The following is a 4,676-nucleotide window of genomic DNA, read 5'->3' as shown; positions in this document are numbered from 1 at the left end:
TCAACCCCGAAGGCATTGCCAACATCAAGCGCGACTTCAAGCGTGCCGATGACCTTCCCGACGACGCCCCGGCCGATCCCACCGAAAACTGACGTCTACCCGGGGCCCGCTTGTGAAAGTCCCCATGCCCGCTTCAATGACGCGCGAGTTGGATCGGAAGGACCGGGCCGGGGAATAATGGCAGCATGCGGCTAGGCGTCCTCGATATCGGGTCCAACACTGTCCACCTCCTCCTCGTTGATGCCCACCCCGGCGCGCGGCCCGTGCCCTTTGCATCGCACAAACGGCCGTTGTCCCTGGTCCAGTACCTGGAGCCGGACGGCAGCATCAGTGACGCTGGCCAGCACGAACTCACCGAATTTGTGCTGGAAGCCTGGGAATTCGCGGCCCGGCACAAAGCCGAGGATCTCCTTGCCTTCTGTACCTCCGCCATCCGCGAGGCCACCAACGGCCCCGAAGTCCTGGCCCGGGTCAAACACGAAACGACCGTCACGCTGCAGGAACTGACGGGAAGCGAAGAAGCGTCCATGACCTTCTTCGCAGTCCGGCGTTGGCACGGCTGGGGTGCCGGGCCCATCCTGAACCTGGACATCGGCGGCGGATCGTTCGAGATGGCCTTTGGCCAGGACGAACTGCCGGAGGTCGCCACCTCGGTGCCGCTGGGAGCCAGCCGTCTCACCCGCGACTGGCTGGCCGAGGACCCGCCCTCAGCCAGGAGCGTCAAGGAACTACGGCGCTATATCCGTGCCACGCTCAAGCCCGCAGTGCGCGAGTTCGACGGGCTGGGCCGGGCCAACGTCGTCGCCGGAACCTCTAAAACCTTCCGGTCCCTCGCCCGGATCGCCGGTGCCGCTCCCAGCGCCGCGGGGCCCTACGTCAAGCGCGAGCTGCACGGGTCGGACCTCGGGGTCTGGGCGCAGCGTATCTCTGCCATGAAAGCCGAAGACCGGCTCCACCTGCCGGGCGTTTCAGAAGCACGGGCGCACCAGCTGCTTGCCGGGGCGCTCGTGGCAGAGGCGGCTTTGGAGCTCTTCAAGTTCAAGAAAATCAAGATCTGCCCGTGGGCGCTCCGAGAGGGGCTGATCCTCCGCCGCCTCGACCAGCTGGTGTTCTCCGGGCCGCTGGAGCCCGCTCCCCACGTTGCACCGGCGGCTATCGAAGCTGGCGTCTGAAAGGCGTGCCCCGGATCTCAACCGGCGCTTAAAAGCGGAAGCACCGGCGGTCAAAACAGGAAAATGGGGGAAAACCTGTTCCGTACGCCGGTGCCCTGGCAGGCATCCCCATGCCTGCCGCATCACTCGCACCCTCAATGAGGTAATAACCACTCTAGGGACCGCACTTGTGAGGAAGCTGCGCTCAACATGTGAGCAACCTGTGAACCTGTTACCGCCAGTTCCCGTTCAGGCGATGTTTGCTGACTGGTTTCTGCGCCGACGGGACCAAACTGCAATGATGGAGCCATGAGCAACCGAATCGCATTCCTTGGCTGTGGGTCAATGAACGAAGCCATCCTCGGTGGACTGCTGGAAGCCGGGACGGATCCGGCTGACATCGTGGCCACCGTACGACGCGCGGAGCGGGCCGCGGAACTCGCCGAGCGCCATCACGGCATCACCGCTATCGCCGGTGAGGAAGAGCCGGACAACAACAAGCAGGCAACCAAGGGGTCCGGCGTCGTGATCCTGGGGGTGAAGCCGGTTGGCATCACCGACCTCGCCCGCGAAATCAGCGGCTCTTTGGCTCCTGGCACTGTGGTGGTGAGTGTGGCGGCAGCTGTCTCGATCGCCCAGCTTGAAGCCGCCCTGCCCGCCGGCCAGCCGGTGATCCGCAGCATGCCCAATACCCCGGCCAAACTGGGGCGCGGTGTTGTCTCGGTCTCGCCAGGTACCAACTGCAGCCCGGAACAGCTGCAAAAGGTCAAGGACATTCTTAAGGGCGCTGGAACTGTTGTTGAGGTGCCGGAAGATCAGGTGGACGCCCTGTCGGCCATCAGCGGCTCGGGCCCCGCTTACGCTTTCTATCTCGCTGAGGCCATGGCGGCTGCGGGGGAGGAGCTCGGCCTGGATGCCGAGCTGTCCCTGCTCCTGGCCCGTGAAACGGTAGCCGGCGCCGGATTTATGCTTGCCGAGCCAGGCGCCAGTCCCTCGGCGCTGCGCAAAGCGGTTACGAGCCCCAACGGCACCACGGAACGGGCCATCGCCACCTTCGATGAGCGGGGCATTCCGTCCATCATTGCCGCCGGAGCGCGGGCAGCAGCGGACAGGGCAGCGGAGATCACCAGGCAGCTTGGCTAATCCCCACCCGCCCCCTAACCTCGCAAGCTCGGCCAGGGAACCCTGCGGGCGTGGGCCCAGCGGTCATGGCCGGGCGGCGAAGCGTTCCAGCAGGTCCACGTGCCCGGAGACGATCAGCATGTCCCGGGAGGAGACCTTGGTCTCCGGCCGGGCATAGGTGAAGTCTTCGCCCGGTGACTTGACGCCCACAATCGTCACGCCGTACTTGGACCGGACCTTGGACTCGTCGAGGGTGAACCCGACGGTTTCGCGAGGCGGGTACATCTTCACGATCGCGAAGTCGTCGTCGAACTCAATGAAATCCAGCATGCGCCCGGACACCAGGTGGGCCGCCCGGACACCGGCGTCGGCTTCCGGGTAGATCACGTGGTTTGCGCCGATGCGGGTGAGGATTTTGCCGTGCGAGGGTGTGATGGCCTTTACCCACAGATGCTCAATGCCAAGATCCACCAGGTTCACGGTAATCAGCACCGAGGACTCGATGGAGGTGCCAACGCCTACGACTGCGGAGCTGAACTCCTGTGCGCCAAGCTGCCGGAGGGCGTCGATGTTGGTGGCGTCGGCTTCGACGACGTGGGTCAGGAGGGGAGCAAACTTCTGTACGAGGGTCCGGTCCCGTTCGATGGCCAGCACTTCCCGGCCTTGCTTGACCAGCTGCTCGGCGGTGGAGGAACCGAAGCGGCCCAGCCCTATAACCAGCACCGGGGCATTGTGGGCGGGCCGCCGGGGAGCGTCTGAGGAACTAGCCAATGATGGGCCTCTCTTCGGGGTAGTGGTACAACTGGCTGCGCTGGCGCAGGGTCAAGGCGGCGGCAAGGGTTACTGTTCCAACGCGCCCCATGAACATCAGTGCGGTCAGAACGTATGTTCCGGCCGGCGGCACCTCGGCACTGAGGTTTGTACTGAGGCCACAAGTGGCAAAGGCTGAAATCGCCTCGAACAGCACCCGGTCCAGTGACTGACCGCTGATGGATAACAACAGGAAGGAACCAGCTGACACCAGTGTCGCTCCTGCCACAATGACGGAGATAGCCACCCGCATCGCGCCTTCCGGAATGGTACGGCCGTGGGCCGTTACGTCAGCATCACCGCGGGCCTCGGCGGCGATGGCCAGGAACATGATGGCTATTGTCGTCACCTTGATGCCGCCGGCGGTGGACGCCGATCCGCCTCCTGCAAACATGAGTGCGTCAGTCAGCAGCATGGTGGTGGACTCCAACTGATTCTGGTCCACCAGGTTGAAGCCACCCGACCTGATCTGGACGGAGGCAAAGATTGAGTGGAAGACTTTGTCGCCGAAATCAAGTGTTCCGATGGTCCGGACGTTGTCCCATTCCATCAGTGCCCACAGCACGCTTCCCGCTGCGAAAAGGATGAGGGACACCTCGATCGTCAGCTTGGTGTGCAGGTTCCATTTCTTCCAGTTGAGCCCGTTCTGCATCAACACCATCACGACGGGAAACCCCAGGCTGCCGAGGAACACTCCGAGCATGATCGGAATAAGGATCCAGAGATCATTTTCGAATGGAACTATTCCCTCGGCATGGGCCGTGAAGCCTGCGTTGTTGAACGACGAGATGGCGTAGAACAGGCCGTGCCACACTGCGCCCCAAAAGCTTTCACCGATCATGAGGAAGCGGGGAATGAGGACCAGGGCAAGACCGGCCTCTATGACGACGGACGTGGTGATCACGATGCGGAGAAGGGCTCCCACCTCGCCGAGTCGGCCTGCGTTGTTCATGGATTGCGCGGCAATGATCTTGCCCCGGACGCCAAGCCGCTTGCTCACCATCAACGCCAGCAGGGACGCCAGCGTCAGTGTTCCGAGCCCGCCCACGAAGATGCCGATCAGGATGACCAGTTGGCCGAAGAAGGACCAGTGCACCGCCGTCGAAACTACCGTCAGGCCGGTGACGCAGACTGCGGAGACGGCCGTGAACAATGCCTGGTGGGGAGGGGTGGCAACACCGGCGGCGGAGGAGATGGGCAGGGACAACAAAAACGTGAACACCAGGCACACGGCGGCGAACGCACTCAGCGCAAGCCGGGCTGGCGAGGTGTTGGCAATTTCGTCGATGAAGTCGCGAAGCCGCGTCAGAACCCAGAGGCCCTCCCGCTCCGGCGCAGGATGCCAGCTGGCCGGGTTCCTGGGCCTCGACTGGCTTTGCGTCATGTGTGGCTTTTCCTCGGTCGAATCTGCTTCCCTCAGTAGTAAACCACTTATGCCGGCGTAATGGCCGGGCTGGAAGGGGCACGGGCTCGGGTAGCCTGTGATTGATGACATATCTGCCCGGTCTCAGCCAGCCCGCGCCGCCAACGATGGTGGTGTGGGGTGCTGACATGACTGCCTACAATTTCGGTCCGGGCCACCCCATGGCCCCC

At 63.5% G+C, this 4,676-nt stretch carries 4 protein-coding genes; 2 read left to right on the top strand and 2 right to left on the bottom strand.

What is annotated here, in order from left to right; genetic code table 11:
* The first annotated feature begins 185 nt into the window (after window positions 1–185).
* Both AC5RWX_RS30515 and proC read left to right on the top strand, forming a co-directional pair.
* Window positions 186–1,172 carry a Ppx/GppA phosphatase family protein gene (locus tag AC5RWX_RS30515; RefSeq protein ID WP_494099953.1) on the top strand — a complete coding sequence of 329 codons (987 nt, stop codon included), beginning with the start codon at window positions 186–188 and terminating at the stop codon, window positions 1,170–1,172.
* 288 nt (window positions 1,173–1,460) lie between these two features.
* A complete protein-coding gene (gene proC / locus AC5RWX_RS30510; RefSeq protein ID WP_494099952.1) occupies window positions 1,461–2,294 on the top strand; it encodes a pyrroline-5-carboxylate reductase in 834 nt (277 codons plus the stop codon).
* A gap of 63 nt (window positions 2,295–2,357) precedes the next feature.
* On the opposite strand, the gene AC5RWX_RS30505 is transcribed toward proC, so the two are convergent.
* Both AC5RWX_RS30505 and AC5RWX_RS30500 read right to left on the bottom strand, forming a co-directional pair.
* Complete coding sequence (locus AC5RWX_RS30505; protein ID WP_009358540.1) at window positions 2,358–2,996, bottom strand: potassium channel family protein; 639 nt, start codon at window positions 2,994–2,996, stop codon at window positions 2,358–2,360.
* Window positions 2,997–3,036: 40 nt separating this feature from the next.
* A complete protein-coding gene (locus AC5RWX_RS30500; protein ID WP_494099951.1) occupies window positions 3,037–4,467 on the bottom strand; it encodes a TrkH family potassium uptake protein in 1,431 nt (476 codons plus the stop codon).
* Window positions 4,468–4,676: the final 209 nt, after the last annotated feature.

The sequence above is a fragment of the Arthrobacter sp. SPT-J7 genome (genome assembly GCF_059089965.1).
This window is presented reverse-complemented; position numbering and strand designations above follow the sequence as displayed.

Bases quoted from the DNA above. Each gene is read 5' to 3' on its own strand.
- AC5RWX_RS30515 (WP_494099953.1), top strand. From the start codon at position 186: ATGCGGCTAGGCGTCCTCGATATCGGGTCCAACACTGTCCACCTCCTC.
- proC (WP_494099952.1), top strand. From the start codon at position 1,461: ATGAGCAACCGAATCGCATTCCTTGGCTGTGGGTCAATGAACGAAGCC.
- AC5RWX_RS30500 (WP_494099951.1), bottom strand. From the start codon at position 4,467: ATGACGCAAAGCCAGTCGAGGCCCAGGAACCCGGCCAGCTGGCATCCT.